Source organism: Amycolatopsis orientalis DSM 40040 = KCTC 9412, from assembly GCF_000478275.1.
Lineage (GTDB): Bacteria > Actinomycetota > Actinomycetes > Mycobacteriales > Pseudonocardiaceae > Amycolatopsis > Amycolatopsis orientalis.
Genome location: NZ_ASJB01000028.1, coordinates 313,188 through 328,746 on the forward strand (window position 1 = coordinate 313,188; position 15,559 = coordinate 328,746).

The following is a 15,559-nucleotide window of genomic DNA, read 5'->3' on the forward strand; positions in this document are numbered from 1 at the left end:
GGTTCTAACCGTCTTTACCACTCACGAGACCCAGGGCTCCCTTGAGTTCCGCCCTCGAACTCACGCCCAGCTTCGGGAAGATCCGGTGCAGATGCGTGCCGACCGTCCGGTGGGACAGGTAGAGCCGCTGCCCGATCTCCCGGTTCGTCAGCCCTTCCGCGGCCAGGTGCACGATGCTCAGCTCGTGCGGGGTCAGCTTCTCGCGCGCGTCGGGGCCGCGGTTGGGGCTGGACTCCCCCGCGCTTCGCAGCTCACGGCGCGCGCGTTCGGCCCACGCGGTCATGCCGAGCGCGTCGAACGTCTCCCGCGCGGTGCGCAGATGCGCCCGCGAGTCCACCGCGCGCCGCTGCCGCCGCAGCCACTCGCCGTAGGCCAGGTGCAGCCGCCCGCGTTCGGCGGGCCAGCCGTCCAGCTCCGCCCCCAGCGCGGTCGCGAACAGTTCGTCGCTCGGTTCGAGGACGGCACGGGCGTACCGCAAGCCGATGTGCAGGGCGGGCGCCGGGGTGATCAGGGCGAGCCGTTCCATCTCCGCGACGATCTCGCGCAGGGCCTCGACCTGTCCTGCCCGGATCGCGACCTCGGTGAGCTCCGCGACGAAGTAGACGCGCAGTGCCGGCTGGCAGGCGGGATCGGCGGGATCGAAGAGGCGCCGCAGGTCGGCGAACGCGTCGTCGAAGCGGCCCTCGCTCGACGCGGCGATCCCCCTGGCGAGCCGCACGGTCGCCAGTACCGGCCGGGCACCGGCGGCGAGCGCGGTCCGTTCGGCCTCGTCGGCCAGCGTTCTGGCCTGTTTGTGCTCGCCCCGCAGCGCGGCGATCTCGGCCTGGACCGCGGTGGCGAAGCCGTACATGAACGGCTGCCCGGTCTCCCTGGCGAATTTGGCCGCTTCCGCCGCGACCGGCACGGCCCCGGCGAGATCCCCGAGCCGGACCCTGCTCCACGCCTGGACCGCCAAGGCCCGCGGCAGCAGCCCGAGCCTGCCTTGCGCCCGCAGTCCGGGTGCCGCGGCCGCGGAGAACCGGGCGGCCAGATCGACCGCGCCGACCTGCAGGGCCGCACTGCCGAGAAAGCGGTCGACCTCGGGGTCGGCACCGGTCCCGGCGGCGAGCGCACGCAGCCCGGCGAGCACCTCCCCGGCCCGCTCGAACGGCGCCACGTAGGCGGCGACCGCGACCAGGCGCGGGTCCGAGTTCTCCACCGGGAGACGGTCCGCGACGGCCAGCAGGGTCCGCCGGGTGTCGGCGCCGGGTTCGGTCCAGAAGCACCGCATGGCGGCACCCCACAGCACGCGCATCGCCGGATCCGGCTGCCCGTCCTGCGCGACCGACTCGGCCAGCCGGGCCAGTTCCGCGATCCGCGAGCGGTCCTCGCGGACGCCGTCCTCGAACCCGCTGAGCAACCAGCTCGCCGTCGCCCGTTGCCGGGGCGTGAGTTCTCCGGCGCGGGCCTCCAGGACGAGCCGTTCCGCCGTCTCACGGCCGCCGGATTCCACGGCCAGCTCGGCCGCGCGCAGCAACCGGTCCGCCCGGCGCTCCGGATCGACGCTCATCAGGGCCGCTCGCTCCAGCGCGGCGACGGCGGCCGTCGCTCCGCCGCGGTGCCGCGCGCGGTCGGCGGCGTTCTCCAGTTCCCGTGCGACGTCTTCGTCGGCGCCGGTCGCGGCGGCGGCCAGGTGCCAGGCACGGCGATCCGGCTGCTCGCGGAAGACCTCGGCGAGGCTCAGGTGCGCGCGCCGCCGTTCCTCGGCCGGTACCGAAGCGGGAATGGCCGAGCGCATCAGCGGATGCCGGAACGAGACAGCGCTGGCTTCGAAGTCGATCAGGCGGGCCTCGGCGGCGGGTGCCAGCGCCGACGGCTCGACGTCCTCGCCCAGTAGCGCGCCCGCCGCCGCGAGTGTCCCGGCGAGCGAGCCGGTCTCGCTGAGCGCGGCGACCAGCAAGGTCGTGCGGGCGGGCTCGGGCAGGGCGGTGAACCGGGCACCGAACGTGCGCTCGAGCCGCTGGGTCAGCGGCAGCACGGGATCCGATGCCCTGGTCACGGCCGACGGCAACTCGGTCAGGGCCAGTGGATTGCCGTCGGCTTCGGCGAGGATCCGGGAGCGGACCGGCGAGGCGAGCCCGGGGGCGACGGAGTCGAGCAGCTCCGCCGCCACCTCTCCGGGGAGGCGTTCCAGGTCCATTGAGGACAGTCCCGCGTCACACAGGGGCGACGGCACCCCGTCCCGGACGGTCGCGATCAGGACGATCGGTTCCGTCTCGATCCGCCTCGCCACGAACGCGAGCACGTCGGCGCTCTCGCGGTCCATCCAATGGACGTCGTCGGCGACGATCAGCAGCGGTTTGGCCGCCGCCTCCTCCGAAAGCAGCGTCAGCGCGGCGAGCCCGGCGAGGTACGCGTTCGGCTCGGCCGCTTCGGCCAGCCCCAGCGCCGCCCAGAGCGCGGAACGCAGCGGCGCGGGCAGGGTGTCGGCACCGGCCCGGACTGGATGGAGCAGCTGGTGGAGAGCGGCGTACGGGAAGTTCCGTTCGGCCTCGACACCGGTCGCGCGCAGCACGCGCACTCCCCCGAGCGTCGCCGCGGCGACGACCTCCGCGACGAGAGCCGACTTCCCGGCGCCGGGTTCGCCCTGGATGAGCACACCGCCGCAGCCCGCGGCGGGACCGTCGACGAGCTCACTCAGGTCCTTCAGCTCGGCATCCCGTCCGAAAAGCGGCATGGTGGCGCATTCCTCCCCCGGCCATGGGCGGCCGCCCGTCCGACGATACCCAAACGGTCCGATCTGGACCGGTGATGGTGGCGGCGTCCACAGGATGTAGACGGCGTGTCAACACGACCGGCCTAGCTTCGGGAAAGTGATGAGACGCAAGAAGTTGTTCCTGGCGGCGGCACCGCTGGCCGCCCGGTGCTGTTCCGCCAGTCGGTGCGGGAATACGACGACGTCATCGGGACGTCGGACCCGGATCTGTCGGACTTCCGCCGGGCGGCACGCTGCGGTACCGCCACGTACCGCGGTCACGGTGATCCCGCGGTGGCGTCGAGCTATCGCTGCACCGGCCGCCCCCACCGGTACGACGGGCACTTCCTCATACTGTGAGAAGTTCCGGCGTTCCCTTTGCCATACCCCTCAAAAGTACGGTATTGACGACAGTGGACATCGCGACCGGCCGAATCGGACACGTCCGCGCCGCCCTGGTCCACGGCGCCTGAAACCCTTGCACCGCAACGAAACCACCGGCCCGTCCGGCAGGACCGGCCGCCATATCGCGCTGCGCTCAGCCCGGCCGATATGACCCAAATGGTATGTACCAGTCGCGTGATCCGCCTCGTACGGTCGGGATCGACTCTCCCTCCCCGCCCGTTTCGAGGAAAGCGTTGACATGAACAGAAAGATCCTCGCCGCCACAGCCGCGGCCATCACCGGGGCAGGCTTGATCACCGCCATCGCCCTCACGCCCAGCGCGAGCGCCGGTCAGCAAGCCTCCGCCGGCGACCAGGCCCAGTCCGAAATGCTGGCCGCGATGTCCCGCGATCTGAAGATCAGCCCCGAACAGGCCAAGATCCGGCTCGCGAGCGAGCAGCGCGCCGCGATCGCCGACAACACGCTGAAGAAGCAGCTCGGCATGTCGTACGCCGGGTCGTGGCTGGACGCCACCGGGACCGCGCTGACCGTGGCCGTCACCGACGCCGCCCAGGCCGACCTGGTGCGCGCCGCGGGCGCCACCCCGAAGACCGTCGCCCGCAGCGCCGCCGATCTCGACGCGGCGAAACTGCGGCTGGACGCCAAGTCCACCAAGGCACCGAAGACCGTGCCCGGCTGGTACACCGACGTCGTCACCAACTCGATCGTCGTACTGGCCAACGCCGGTGGCGAGGCCGCCGCGAAGGCGTGGGCCGCGGAGTCCGGTGTGCAGGCCGATCTGGTGCGCGTCGAGACCAGCACGGAGAAGCCGCGGGCGCTGATCGACATCATCGGCGGCAACGCCTACACCTTCGGCTCGGGCCGCTGCTCCATCGGTTTCCCGGTCGAGGGCGGATTCGTGACCGCCGGCCACTGTGGCACCACGGGCACGCGGACCTCGAACCCCAGCGGGACCGTCGCCGGCTCCAGCTTCCCCGGCAACGACTACGCCTGGGTCCGCGCCGACGCCGGCAACACCCCGCGCGCGCTGGTCAACCGCTACCCCGGCACCGTGCCGGTGGCCGGTTCGACCGAGGCCGCGGTGAACTCGTCGGTCTGCCGTTCCGGCTCCACCACGGGCTGGCACTGCGGCACGATCCTGCAGAAGAACACCTCGGTCACCTACCCCGAGGGCACCATCACCGGCCTGACCCGGACCAACGTCTGCGCCGAACCCGGTGACTCGGGCGGTTCGTGGATCACCGGCGACCAGGCGCAGGGCGTCACCTCGGGTGGCTCCGGCAACTGCACCTCCGGCGGCACCATCTACTTCCAGCCGGTCAACGAGATCCTGGGCGTCTACAACCTGCGCCTGATGGTCACCGGCACCCCGCCGTCCAGCACGACCACCACGCCGACCACCACCCCGACCAGCCCGACGACCTCGAACCCGCCGGGCGGCACCTGGGCGCCGTACACCTACTACGGCTCCGGCGCGACCGCCACCTACGGCGGCAGCACCTACCGGGTCATCCAGCCGCACACCTCCATGCCCGGCTGGGAACCGCCGAACGTGCCGGCGCTTTGGGAACTCGCCTGACCTGGACCGCCCCCGGCGAACGCACCTCGCCGGGGGCGGCTCCTCCCCCTGACGACGGCGCACTGACGGCGGATCTGGAGTCCCTCGTCCCCCGTGCCCGCGACGGCGATCCCGCCGCGACCCGGGAGCTGATGGGCATCGTCGAGCCGGTCGTCGCAAGCTATTGCCGGAGCCGGATGGAGGGGACGGACGCGCGCGTGATCGGCGCGGAGGACGTCGCACAGGAGACCTGTCTCGCGGTGCTCACCGCGCTTCCCACCGCCAGGACCACCGGTCGCTCGTTTCTCACCGCCGTCCTCGGGATCGCCGCCCGGAAGGTCGCCGCTGCCTTCCGGAGGCGGGCACGGGACCGCTCGGAACCCACCCCGGACGTACCCGACCGCGCGACGCCCGAGCCCAACGAACCCGAACGGCAGGCCCTCGCCGCCGACGGCCACGACCGGCTGACCCGCCTGATGAGCACCCTTCCCGGACTTCAGCAGGAGATCCTCCGGCTGCGGATCACCGTCGGCATGTCGGCGCCCGAAACAGGTGCGGTCCTGCGGGTCAGCCCTGGACTGGTCCGGGTCGCCCAGCATCGCGCCCTGCACCGGCTCCGCGCGATCCTGAGCGAGGGCGACCCGGGAACAGCCCCGTGATCGGCGTTCAGCGCTGGATACAGTCGAGCCCCAGCCCGAACGTGGTGAGTACGTACTGACAGACGTGCGTCGCGTGCACTTCGTCGGTTTCCAGGCAGCCCACCGGAATGCCCAGCAGATCGACGGCGCACGAGGCGTAGAACAGATTCGGGCTTCCCGGCACCGGGTCCGCGACGGCGGGCGAAGCGGCGACGGCACCCGCCGACACCATGAGCGCGACCGTGGCCGCCAAAGCGGCGATACGAGTCTTCATCGTTCTCTCCTTCTCTTCGGCCCCCGCCTGACGCCATCGGTATTCCCCGCTTGATGTGGCTTCACCTGGCGATCACCGGAAAGTGTCACGGGTGACGTACACCGATGACGTCGTCCGACGGGCGCGGCGGCCCGGCAGGCCCTCCTAGCGTGACCTCATGCCCGTTCTTGGGAAGCTCGCCCTGACCGCCGCCTTCGCTGGTCATCGACGCGGCGTGGCACAGGGCGGACGGCAGCGGCGAGCCCCTCATCATCCAGGCCCTGCCGCCGGGTCCGCACAAGGTGTGGATCGGGCTCGCCGATCCGACCCACAAGATCCTCGACCAGAAGACGGTGAACTTCGTCGTCCCTGTCCACAGTGGACACCACTGAAAGCCTGGAGTTCCTTCCATGACACTGGATCAGTACTATCTGCTCGGCCGGTCCGGCCTGCGCGTCAGCCGGATCGCGCTCGGGACGATGAACTTCGGCACCGGCGGTTTCCATGCCGCGTACGGGAAGACCGAGGACGAGGTCCGCCCGATCTTCCGCAGGTACCTGGAAGCGGGCGGGAACTTCATCGACACCGCGGACTTCTACACCGCGGGCGAGAGCGAAACGATCCTCGGCAGGCTCATCGCCGAGGCGAAGGTGCGCGACCGGGTCGTGCTCACCACCAAGTACACCAACAGCGTCGACCCCGGCGATCCGAACGCGGGCGGCAACGGGCGGAAGCATCTGATCCGGGCCTTGGAGGCGTCGCTGCGGCGGCTGGGCACCGACCACGTCGACCTGTTCCTGCTGCACACCTGGGACCGCATAACGCCGCCGGAAGAGGTGATGCGCACCTTCGACGACCTGGTGCGCGCGGGAAAGATCCGCTACGCCGGACTTTCCGACGTGCCCGCCTGGTACGCCGCGCGAGCACAGACCTTCGCCGAAGCGCACGCGCTGACCCCCGCGGTCAACCTCCAGCTGCCCTACTCTCTCGTGGAGCGGACGATCGAGACCGAACACGTCCCGATGGGCAGGCATCTCGGGCTCGGTATCACCGCGTGGAGCCCCTTGGCGGGCGGTTTTCTCACCGGCAAGTACCGCCGGACCGGCGAGACGCCGTCCGGCGAGGGCAGGCTGAGCGACCCGGGGAACCCCGGGAAATCCTGGACGGACCGGGACTGGGCGCTGCTGAAACCGCTGGAAGAGGTCGCCGGCAAGCTCGGCGTCACGATGGCCCAGGTCGCGATCAACTGGGTCGCGACCCAGCCGGGCATCGCGGCCGCGATCGTCGGGGCCGGCAGCGCGGATCAGCTCGGCAAGAGCATGGCCGCTCTGGACTTCGAGCTGCCGCCGGAGCTGCGCGCGCTCCTCGACGAGGCGAGTGCCGTGCCGCCGGAGTCGGTGTACCGGATGTTCACTCCCGAGTACCAGAACTGGGTGATCAGTCCTGGGGTGCGGGTCGGGGACAAGCCGCAGGGCTACGCGCCCGCTGTGCGGAACTGGTGATCGTCGCCGTTTTGCGGCAACGGCACTGGGCTGCGGCTCAAACGCCTTCGACGATGCGGAAGTCGCGTTCGACGCCGTCGGACAGGGCGATCAGCGCCTGCTGGTAGGCCTCGCTCGCGTGAGCCGCGACGGCCTGTTCGAAGCTGTCGAACTCGATCAGGATGACGCGCTCGGCGACGCCGTCGTCGTGGGCGACGACCTGCCCGCCGCCGACGAGAACCCGTCCACCTGCGGCCTTGACGGCCGGAGCGGCAAGCTTGTTGTAGGCGGCCAGCTTCTCGGGGTCGGAAATGGTGCGGTAGACGCTGACCCAGTAGCCCTTGGCCACGAGAACCTCCAGTGTTCGGAAAGCGCGCGTCCGGGAATGCGCGCTTGGCGCCGGATTCATCGGCGTGAGCGAGCGTACCCGGTGAAGATCATCGGGGTGGGTTGCGGGAAGGTGCCGGTCCGCGACGGGCTTCGAGGGCTGGGTTCGGTCGTTGTTGGGATTGGCCGGTTGGACTTGGCGCGAGCTGACGGCCGTGGTCGTTTTGCGGCAACGGAGCCCGGCTGCACCTGAGCGATCCTGGTTTCCGCTCACCGCGGGCGCAACGTCGAGGACAGGCTGTCTGGCCACACTGCGGGGCTGGGGGCCGTCGCCGTTTCGCGGCAACGGCCCTCGGTCAACCGGACGCCACAGCGCACCGTCTTGAACAACCCGATAAGTCTTGCCGCCCCGGCGCGGGGCTAACGGTCGTAGCCGTTTTCCGGCAACAGACCCGGCTGCACTTGCGGCGCCCCTGGCTTCGCTCACCGCAGACGCAACGCCGAGGACAGGCCATCAAGCCACGCTGCGGGCTGGCGACTGTCGCCATTTTGCGGCAATAGCCCAGACGGACAGTCACCCCAGACACAACGCCTCGGAGCCGCGGGCACAGGCCAAACCGACGGCCGTCGCCGTTTCGCGGCAACAGACCCCGGCCCCCGCCTGGGGCACCCCTGGTCTCCACTCACCGCAGCCACAACACCGAAGACGAGCCATCAAGCCACGCTGCGGCACTGACCGCCGTCGCCATTTCGCGGCAATGGCCCCAGACGACCGGTCACCACAGACACAACGCCTCGGAGCCACGGGCACAGTCCAAAACCGACGGCCGTCGCCATTCCGCGGCAACAAACCAAAGCCAGTGCCCCAGCCCTCGGCCACGAACCCCACACCGCCCAAGCCGCGCGGTATAGGCCGTTATACAAAACCAGCAACACCCACCCAGTCACAGATCACCCGTAGCCACCACGACAGCCCCAGCCGAGCCCACCCCGAAAACGCGTCAGGCCCGCAAATGGGCCCGATCCGGCGCAACAGCGTGCTGAAGCGGCTGCCCAAGCACGAACCGCCGCAGCTCCCGCGCGACGAGTTCACCCATCCGCGCACGCTCCGCACCTAGAGCCCCCGCCAGATGCGGGGTGAGCACCACGTTCGGCAATGTGTAGAGCGGCGAGTCCGGCGCGGGCGGCTCTGGCCAGGTGACGTCGAGGATCGCCGTGAGGTCCGGCCGCTCACCCAGCACGGGGATGACCGACGGCTCGTCGACCACGGCGCCGCGGGCGGTGTTGATCAGGGTCGCGCCGACGCTCATCCCGGCCACGAGCTTCCCGTTCACCAGTCCCTCGGTCTCCGGCAGCAGTGGCGCGTGCAGGCTGACCACCGCACAGGTGCCGAACAGCTCGTCGAGATCCACCAGCCGCACACCGAGATCGGCGGCGGCCGCGGCGTCGACGACGGGGTCGCTCGCCAGCACCTCGACGTCGAAACTCCGCAGGTGGGAGGCGACGAGAGCACCGATCTCGCCGAGGCCGAGCAAGCCGACCTTGGATCGGTACGCCCCGGCGACCCTCGGATCACCCGGGTAGGCCCGCCGTTCGCGGATCTCGCGGGAGATCCGGTGCACCTGTTTCAGTCCCAAGAGGATCTGGGCCAGGGTGAACTCGGCGACGGGGACGGCGTTCGCGGCCGCCGCGGACACGATCGGGATCCCGCGCGCCCAGAACTCGGGCGTGGTCAGGGGCCGGACCGATCCGGCGGCGACGAGCACCGCGCGCAGGTCCGGCGCGTGTCCCAGCAGGCCGGCGTCGAGGACGGGCGCGCCCCAGCCCGAGAGCAGGATTTCGACGCCGTCCAGGGCCTCCGGACGGTCCGCCAGCCGCTCGCGGGTGAGCGGCTCACGCAGGTCCACCAGCGCCCCGATCTCCGCCAGGACGGCCTCGGGGTAAACGTCGTCACGGCGGCGTTCCTCCATCACGAGGAGCGCCGTCGGCCGGTGTTGCAGTTCCGTCATCCCTACCTCCGCGGCGACCATACATCGGATGCTTAGACCGGTCCACGGGCGGTGAGTGCCACGCAGGGGCAAACCCGGCCGATTGAAATTCGTAATCATCGGACCATTGACCCCGGGTCCGGAAAGCGCTTACCGTCCCTGCGGATAGACAGCGTGGTCCACAGTGAACAGGAGAAGCGATGCGGAAATCGCGGTGGATCGGCGTGGGACTCACGGTCTCAGCGCTGGTCCTTTCGGGCTGCTCGGCAGGCCCCGCCGGAACGAACGTCGCGCAGGACACCAAGGCGCCACTGGAACTGTGGACCCGGACGACCCCCGGCGGCGCCGGTGAGCAGGCCACGAAACGGCTCGCGGAAGCCTTCGAGAAGGCCACCGGGTTCAAGGTCCAGGTCACCGCGATCTTCGACGACTTCGAGACGAAGCTGGCCCAGCGCGCCGCCCAGCGCGACCTGCCGGACATCGTGATGAACGACGTCACGCAGGTCGGCACGTTGAAGAGCCAGGGCCTCGTCCGCGAGGTCGAGCAGGGCAAGATCAAGCACGCCTCGGAGCTGACCGAGCAGGCGCTGAAGTCCAACCAGACCCCGGACGGCAAGCTGTACGGCCTGCCCTACAGCGCGCAGGCCTCGGCGCTGCTGATCCGCAGGGACTGGCGCGAAAAGCTCGGCAAGAGCGTGCCGCAAAGCTGGCCCGAACTCGTCGACCTCGCCAAGGCCTTCACCACCGGCGACCCCGACGGCAACGGCAAGAACGACACCGCGGGCCTGAACGCGACGCTGTCGACCAAGCGGGGCTACGCCTCCTGGTACTTCTCCAACTTCCTGTGGGCCGCGGGCGGCGACTTCATCACCGAGGCCGGTGGCGGCAAGTACAAGCCGTCGATGAGCACCCCCGAATCGCTGGCCGCGGTGCAGTGGTTCCGCGACCTCGGCTGCAAGGACAACGTGATCCAGCCCGGTTCGGTCACCATGCCGACCCCGGCGACCAACGAGACCTTCGAAGCGGGCAAGGCCGGGATGTACGTCGTCGGCCCGTACCTGCTGCCGCGGTTCGACAAGGCGCTCGGCAAGGACAAGTACGAGGTCGTCCCGATGCCGAAGGGCGCCAAGAACGCCGACGTCCTGGCTGAGGGGCTGTCGATCTACATGATGGCCGGTTCGCCGAACCAGGCCGGGCAGGACGCCTTCGGTGACTTCGCGATCTCGGCCGACGGCCAGAAGATCGGCATGGAGGGCGACACCGCCTTCATCGTCCAGCTCCCGGTGAACAAGAACGTCGACATCACGCAGGTCCGCCCGGACCCGCGTTGGAAGACCTACGCCGAGATCTACGCCAAGTCCGGCCACTACGCGCCGTCCATCCCGAACTGGACGCCCGTCCGCCAGGACACCGCCGACACGGTCAGCGCGCTCATCGCCGACTGCAAGCTAGACCTCAAGGCCGAACTGGCCAAACTCGACACCAAGCTCACCGCGACCTTGCAGCAACAGGGGATCAGCGCGTCATGACCGTAGATCACGCCAAGCCGGCGGCCGTCGGCGCGGACCGTCCCGCCACCCGGCGGGCGCCCGCGCCGAAGGCCCGCGGGCGCAGCGACCGCGACGGGAAATGGTGGACGCCGTGGCTGTTCCTGGCCCCCGCCCTGATCCTGTTCGTGTACTTCAAGTTCATCCCGATGATCACCGCGGTGACGATGTCCTTCCAGGACGTCCAGCCGTATCTGGGCAACCAGTGGGTCGGTGGGCAGAACTACGGCACCGTCCTCGGTGACGAGGCGTTCCACTCCGCCATCTGGCACACCGTGATCATCGCGGTCGGGCAGACGGTCGGGTCGATGGTCATCGGCCTCGCGCTCGCACTGCTGATGGAGGGCCAGAGCAAGCGGCTGAAGTTCCTGCGCTCGGCGGCGTTCCTGCCGGTGGTGGTACCGATCGCGGTGGTCGCCGAACTCTGGCGGATCATGTACCACCCGACCGAGGACGGGATGCTGAACTCCATCCTCGGCCTGGTCGGGCTGGGACCGTCGGGCTTCATCAACGATCCCGACACGTCGATGGTCTCGGTGATCATCACCGGCATCTGGCGTGGCGCGCCGTACGACATGATGATCTTCCTGGCGGGCCTGGCCGGGATCGACCGCGGTCTCTACGAAGCGGCCACTGTGGACGGTGCCTCCCGCTGGCGCAAGATCCTCCACGTGACGCTGCCGGGCCTGCGGTCGGTGTTCTCGATCCTGTTCGTCCTCGCGGCGATCCGCGGTCTGCGGGTGTTCACCGAGGTGTTCCTGCTGACCAACGGCGGGCCGAACGGCTCGACCGAGGTGGCGATGACCCTGATCTACAAACTCGGCCTGGAACAGAACCGGCTGGGCGTCGGCGCGGCGGGAGCGGTCCTGCTGTTCCTCGCGACGCTCGTGCTGACCCTGTTCGTCCAGGTGCTCCGACGGAGGCGAGACGCATGACCGCGGCCAACGATTCGGCACTCGGCCTCGACGCCGTCAAGTCGCCGGGCGGACGGATCCTGAAGTTCGTCCTGTACGCCCTGCTGCTCCTGGTGTTCGCCGGACCGCTGCTGGCGCTGCTGGTCAGCGCGTTCAACGACGTCTCCGATCCGACGGCGCTGAGCGTCGTCCCGTCGAGCCCCACCCTGGACAACTTCGGCATCGCCTTCGACCTCGGCGTCGGGAAGTACCTGCTCAACTCGTTCCTGGTGGTCGGTTTCGGCCTGCTGCTGCAGGTCATCGTCTCGGTGCTGGCCGGATACGCGTTGGCGCGCAAGAAGTTCCGGTTCATGACCTTCGTGCTGGTCGCGATCCTGGCGACGCTGATGCTGCCGGAGGAGATCCTCGCGATCCCGCTCTCGCTGATCCTGTCGGATCTTCCGGTGGTGCATTTCAACCTGATCGGCAGCCTCGCGGGCATGATCGTGCCGCTGGGCGCGTGGGCCTTCTCGATCCTGGTGATGACCGAGTTCATGAAGGACGTCCCGCGTGAACTCGAAGAGGCCGCCCGGATCGACGGCGCCGGAGATCTGCGGATCTTCGCGCAGATCATCCTGCCGATGTGCAAACCCGCGCTCGGCGTGATCGGCGTCTTCGGCTTCACCATGATCTGGGATCAGTACCTGCTGCCGCTGCTGGTGTCGACCGACGCGTCGACCTACACCCTGCCGCTGGCCCTGCGGACACTGCGGATCGACACGAACGTCACGCCGGGCGTGATCATGGCCGCGTCGCTGCTGGCGCTGCTCCCGTCGGTCGCCGCGTTCCTGTTCTTCCAGCGTTCGTTCGTCCGCGGGCTCGCCTCGGGCGCGCTCAAGGGCTGACCGAGACAATCAAGGAGCGATACTGAAGTGAGTTCCACCGCCTGGTTCACCCACGACCGGTTCGGGATGTTCGTCCACTGGGGACTGTATTCGCTGGCCGCCCGGCACGAATGGGTGCAGAACCGCGAAGAACTGACCGACGAGCAGTACCGCGTCTACTTCGACCACTTCGAACCGGACAAGTACGACCCGCGTTCCTGGGCGCGGGCCGCGAAGACCGCGGGCATGACCTACGTCGTGCTCACCACCAAGCACCACGACGGTTTCTGCCTGTGGGACAGCGATCTCACCGACTTCAAGGTGACGAACACGCCGTATGGCAAGGATCTGCTCGGCCCGTTCGTCGACGCCTGCCATGAAGAAGGCTTGAAGGTCGGCTTCTACCATTCGCTGATCGACTGGCACCACCCGGCTTTCCCCGTCGACGGCACCCATCCCCGCCGTGACGACGCGGAGTACATCGCCGCGCACCAGTACGCCGACATCGCCGAATACCGGCTCTATCTCCACGGTCAGGTCCGCGAGCTGCTCACCCGCTTCGGCACGATCGACTACCTGTTCTTCGACTTCTCGTACCAGGGCCGCAAGGAATGGTGGGGCGGCAAGGGACCGGACGACTGGGACTCCCCCGGCCTGCTCGCGCTGGTCCGCGAACTGCAGCCCGGCATCCTGGTCAACGACCGCACCGGCATCCCCGGCGACTTCATCACCCCGGAGCAGTACCAGCCGTCCGGGCCGATGACCCGCGACGGCGTCCCGGTGGTGTGGGAGGCATGCCAGACCCTCAACGGCAGCTGGGGTTACGACCGCGACAACCTCGACTACAAGAGCCCCGAACTGCTCATCCGGATGCTGGTCGACGGCGTGTCCAAGGACGGCAACCTGCTGCTCAACGTCGGGCCGAACGGCCGGGGCGAGATCGACCCGCGAGCGCTCGAAGTGCTCGCGGAACTCGGCCGCTGGATGGACCGGCACGAACGCTCCATCCGCGGCTGCGGCCCGTCGGAGTTCACCGCGCCCGCGGACTGCCGCTACACCCAGCGCGGGGACCGGCTCTACCTGCATCTCTTCAGCTGGCCGATGAACCACGTCCACCTGCCCGGGATGGCCGGGCGGGTGCGCTACGCCCAGTTGCTCGACGACGCCTCGGAAATCCGGCAGGTGCACACCGATCCCGGCCAGACCGCGCAGAACACCCAGATGGGCGGGCAGCCGGAAGGCACGCTCACCCTCAAACTCCCCATCCGGAAACCGGACACCCCGGTGCCGGTGATCGAACTGTTCCTGAGCACACAAAGCCCCGCCGCCGAAACCCTCCCCACCGATTGAGCACGGAGGCATCATGGATCGCAGAAGGTTCCTCAGCGGCGCCACCCTCGGCGCCGCGCTGATCACCGTCCCCTGGGTCACCGCGGGCACGGCGTCGGCCACCCCGCAAGGGCTGTGCGCCCTCACCGTCAGTTCGCTGACCGAACTGCAGAACGCGATCGACCAGGCGGGCCCCGGTGCCGTCATCACCGTGAACGACGGCGCGTACACCGTACCGACGGGCAACCCGATCAGCATCAAGGGCAGGCGCGGCACGAAGGATCAGCCGATCACGATCGTCGCCCAGTCCCGAGGCGGGGTGACGTTCAACGGCGAGCAGAGCTTCGTCTTCGACGACTCCACCGGCGTCACGCTCAGCGGGTTCAATTTCCGGCAGAGCACCACGCTGGAGATCCCGGCGAACTGTTCGCGGATCCGCCTGACCCGCAACGACTTCCAGCTGGCCGACATCGAAGGCCTGCACTGGGTGATGGTCCGCGCCGACTACAGCAAGGTCGACCGCAACCACTTCCACCACAAGACGACGCTCGGCGTCATGCTCTGCATCGAGGGCGCGGACGAAGACAAGATGGCGGTGGGCGTCCACGTCGTGCGGAACTACTTCTCCGACCACACCTTCGCCGGCGACAACGGCGGCGAGCCGATCCGGCTCGGCGTCAGCCCGCGCGCGCTGAGCACCGCCGGCGCCACGGTGGAGTACAACCTGTTCGAACGCGCGAACGGCGACCCGGAGGCGATCTCGATCAAGTCGTCGGGCAACTTCATCCGCAACAACACCATCCGGAACAGCCTGGGCGGCATCGTGCTGCGCCACGGGAACAAGACCGTCGTCGAATCCAACTTCATCCTCGGCGGCAAGGAAGGCATCCGGATCTACGGCAACGACCACAAGATCCTCAACAACTACGTCGCCGGGGTGTCCGGCACCGCGCTGGTCGTCGGCAGCGGCACCGTTCGGGACCACTTCCCGGGTGAGTCCAAGGAATCCCGGCGCGGCAACGACGCGGCCGACCGCGTGCTCATCGCGCACAACACGCTGCTGAACAACAGCGGCACGCTCGCCGGCGAGACCAAGCGGACGATCGAACCGCGTGACTGCACGATCTCGGACAACATCTTCGTCGGCGGCAACGGCGACCTGGTCGCGATGAGCACCACGGGCAACTTCACCTGGTCGGGCAACATCCTGTGGGGTTCGGGCGGGGACGGCAACATCCCGGCGGGCACCTTCCGCCGCGTCGACCCGAAGCTCGTGCAGGGCGGCGACGGCATCTCGCGGCTCGCCGCGGGCAGCCCGGCGATCGACGCGGCGACGCTGAGCACCGCGCCGACCACCTTGGACCTCGACGGCCAAGCCCGCGGCAGCCTGCGCGACGTCGGGGCGGACGAGTACTCGACGGCCGCCATCGCCAACCGGCCGCTCACCACCGCGGACGTCGGACCCGGCGCTCCGTAGCGAAACCGGGCTCACACCGGCGGCCGTCCCCGCCGGTGTGAGCCC

At 69.3% G+C, this 15,559-nt stretch carries 13 protein-coding genes and 1 pseudogene; 10 read left to right on the forward strand and 4 right to left on the reverse strand.

What is annotated here, in order from left to right:
* Nucleotides 1-4 precede the first annotated feature (4 nt).
* Nucleotides 5-2,716 (reverse strand): helix-turn-helix transcriptional regulator, encoded by a 2,712-nt coding sequence (locus L324_RS07875; protein WP_037305361.1) that lies wholly within the window; start codon nt 2,714-2,716, stop codon nt 5-7.
* Between the two features lie 189 nt (nt 2,717-2,905).
* Here L324_RS07875 and L324_RS07880 point away from each other — a divergent pair.
* From L324_RS07880 to L324_RS07890, 3 genes and pseudogenes are all read left to right on the forward strand, one after another.
* A pseudogene (locus L324_RS07880) lies at nt 2,906-3,094 on the forward strand (hypothetical protein); the annotation flags it as partial.
* A gap of 283 nt (nt 3,095-3,377) precedes the next feature.
* Nucleotides 3,378-4,718 (forward strand): alpha-lytic protease prodomain-containing protein, encoded by a 1,341-nt coding sequence (locus tag L324_RS07885; protein WP_037305363.1) that lies wholly within the window; start codon nt 3,378-3,380, stop codon nt 4,716-4,718.
* Nucleotides 4,703-5,356, forward strand: a complete 654-nt coding sequence (locus L324_RS07890; RefSeq protein WP_235783440.1) for a sigma-70 family RNA polymerase sigma factor — start codon at nt 4,703-4,705, stop codon at nt 5,354-5,356. The genes L324_RS07885 and L324_RS07890 overlap by 16 nt, the downstream gene beginning before the upstream one ends.
* Before the next feature lie 7 nt (nt 5,357-5,363).
* Here the strand turns inward: L324_RS07890 and L324_RS07895 are convergent, their stop codons facing one another.
* Nucleotides 5,364-5,609 carry a hypothetical protein gene (locus L324_RS07895; RefSeq protein ID WP_037305364.1) on the reverse strand — a complete coding sequence of 82 codons (246 nt, stop codon included), beginning with the start codon at nt 5,607-5,609 and terminating at the stop codon, nt 5,364-5,366.
* Nucleotides 5,610-5,812: 203 nt separating this feature from the next.
* Between L324_RS07895 and L324_RS43490 the strand changes: the two genes are divergently transcribed.
* Both L324_RS43490 and L324_RS07900 read left to right on the forward strand, forming a co-directional pair.
* Nucleotides 5,813-5,980, forward strand: a complete 168-nt coding sequence (locus tag L324_RS43490) for a DUF6130 family protein (RefSeq protein ID WP_268871892.1) — start codon at nt 5,813-5,815, stop codon at nt 5,978-5,980.
* An 18-nt stretch (nt 5,981-5,998) separates the two neighbouring features.
* Nucleotides 5,999-7,090, forward strand: a complete 1,092-nt coding sequence (locus L324_RS07900) for an aldo/keto reductase (protein ID WP_037305365.1) — start codon at nt 5,999-6,001, stop codon at nt 7,088-7,090.
* 37 nt (nt 7,091-7,127) lie between these two features.
* Here L324_RS07900 and L324_RS07905 read toward each other — a convergent pair whose 3' ends face one another.
* Together L324_RS07905 and L324_RS07910 are read right to left on the reverse strand one after the other, a co-directional pair.
* On the reverse strand, nt 7,128-7,418 hold the full coding sequence (locus L324_RS07905) for a DUF1330 domain-containing protein (protein ID WP_037305366.1): 291 nt from the start codon (nt 7,416-7,418) through the stop codon (nt 7,128-7,130).
* Nucleotides 7,419-8,397: 979 nt separating this feature from the next.
* The gene (locus L324_RS07910) at nt 8,398-9,405 is read right to left on the reverse strand and encodes a hydroxyacid dehydrogenase (protein ID WP_037305367.1); all 1,008 of its coding nucleotides are present in this window, start codon (nt 9,403-9,405) and stop codon (nt 8,398-8,400) included.
* Between the two features lie 179 nt (nt 9,406-9,584).
* On the opposite strand from L324_RS07910, the gene L324_RS07915 reads away from it, so the two are divergent.
* Genes L324_RS07915 through L324_RS07935 form a run of 5 tightly spaced genes read left to right on the forward strand, consistent with a single transcriptional unit; the run spans nt 9,585 to nt 15,514 of the window.
* Nucleotides 9,585-10,913 (forward strand): sugar ABC transporter substrate-binding protein, encoded by a 1,329-nt coding sequence (locus tag L324_RS07915; RefSeq protein ID WP_037305368.1) that lies wholly within the window; start codon nt 9,585-9,587, stop codon nt 10,911-10,913.
* On the forward strand, nt 10,910-11,866 hold the full coding sequence (locus L324_RS07920; RefSeq protein ID WP_037305369.1) for a carbohydrate ABC transporter permease: 957 nt from the start codon (nt 10,910-10,912) through the stop codon (nt 11,864-11,866). Before L324_RS07915 ends, L324_RS07920 begins: the two co-directional genes overlap by 4 nt.
* Nucleotides 11,863-12,729 (forward strand): carbohydrate ABC transporter permease, encoded by an 867-nt coding sequence (locus L324_RS07925; RefSeq protein WP_037305370.1) that lies wholly within the window; start codon nt 11,863-11,865, stop codon nt 12,727-12,729. The genes L324_RS07920 and L324_RS07925 overlap by 4 nt, the downstream gene beginning before the upstream one ends.
* Before the next feature lie 27 nt (nt 12,730-12,756).
* Nucleotides 12,757-14,058, forward strand: coding sequence for an alpha-L-fucosidase (locus L324_RS07930; protein ID WP_037305371.1), 1,302 nt, complete (start codon nt 12,757-12,759; stop codon nt 14,056-14,058).
* Nucleotides 14,059-14,071: 13 nt separating this feature from the next.
* Nucleotides 14,072-15,514 (forward strand): polysaccharide lyase 6 family protein, encoded by a 1,443-nt coding sequence (locus L324_RS07935; protein WP_037305372.1) that lies wholly within the window; start codon nt 14,072-14,074, stop codon nt 15,512-15,514.
* The last annotated feature ends 45 nt before the right edge of the window (nt 15,515-15,559 follow it).